At 65.6% G+C, this 605-nt stretch carries 1 protein-coding gene and 1 pseudogene; both read right to left on the bottom strand.

Going from position 1 to position 605, the window contains the following annotated elements; genetic code table 11:
• Positions 1–213, bottom strand: a pseudogene (locus VXD91_RS20980) (IS3 family transposase); the annotation flags it as partial.
• 50 nt (positions 214–263) lie between these two features.
• A complete protein-coding gene (locus VXD91_RS20975) occupies positions 264–545 on the bottom strand; it encodes a transposase (RefSeq protein ID WP_346416289.1) in 282 nt (93 codons plus the stop codon).
• Positions 546–605 lie beyond the last annotated feature (60 nt).

Below are 605 nucleotides of genomic sequence, written 5' to 3'. Positions count from 1 at the left end.
ACGGTGGATCTTCTTCTTGTTGACCACGCGGCCTTCGTCGTACCGCAACGACGCCCAGGCACGGCGGAACCCGTGGCACGGGTGTTTGGTCGAGTACGTCCGCAGCCAGGCCCGCATAACGGCGTCCGGATCGGCCGGGGTCTGCGCGACGGGCAGATTGCGGTAGGTGGAGCGGGCCAGCCCAACGACCTTGCACGCCAACCGTTCCGACATACTCAACGTGTCCTTGAGCATGTCCACGGCGCGGCGTTTGGCAGCTGGGCTCAGAATTTTCCCTTGGCGACCTCCCGCAGCGCGTCCTTCTCCAGCTCGGCCTCGGCCAGCAGCCGCTTGAGCCGGGCGTTCTGCTCCCGCAGCTCCTTGAGTTCCTTGGCGGCGTCGGTGTCCATCCCGCCGTAAGCGCGGCGCCAGTTGTACAACGTCGCCGGCGAAACACCGATCTCCGCGGCGATCTCCTCACCAGTCTTGCCCTCGGCAGCCAACTCATCCGCACGGCGCAACTTGCGCACGATGTCCTCCGCCGAATGCCGCTTGCGACCAGCCATGTGTGTCATCGTCCCTTCTCGGCCCGAAACCGGGCCACGGGACTCTAAAACAGGTCGGAC

It is taken from the genome of Mycobacterium sp. SM3041 (assembly GCF_039668335.1).
In the GTDB taxonomy this organism is placed as follows: domain Bacteria; phylum Actinomycetota; class Actinomycetes; order Mycobacteriales; family Mycobacteriaceae; genus Mycobacterium.
Note: the sequence above shows the minus strand (reverse complement) of the source record. Positions and strands in the feature narration are given on the sequence as shown.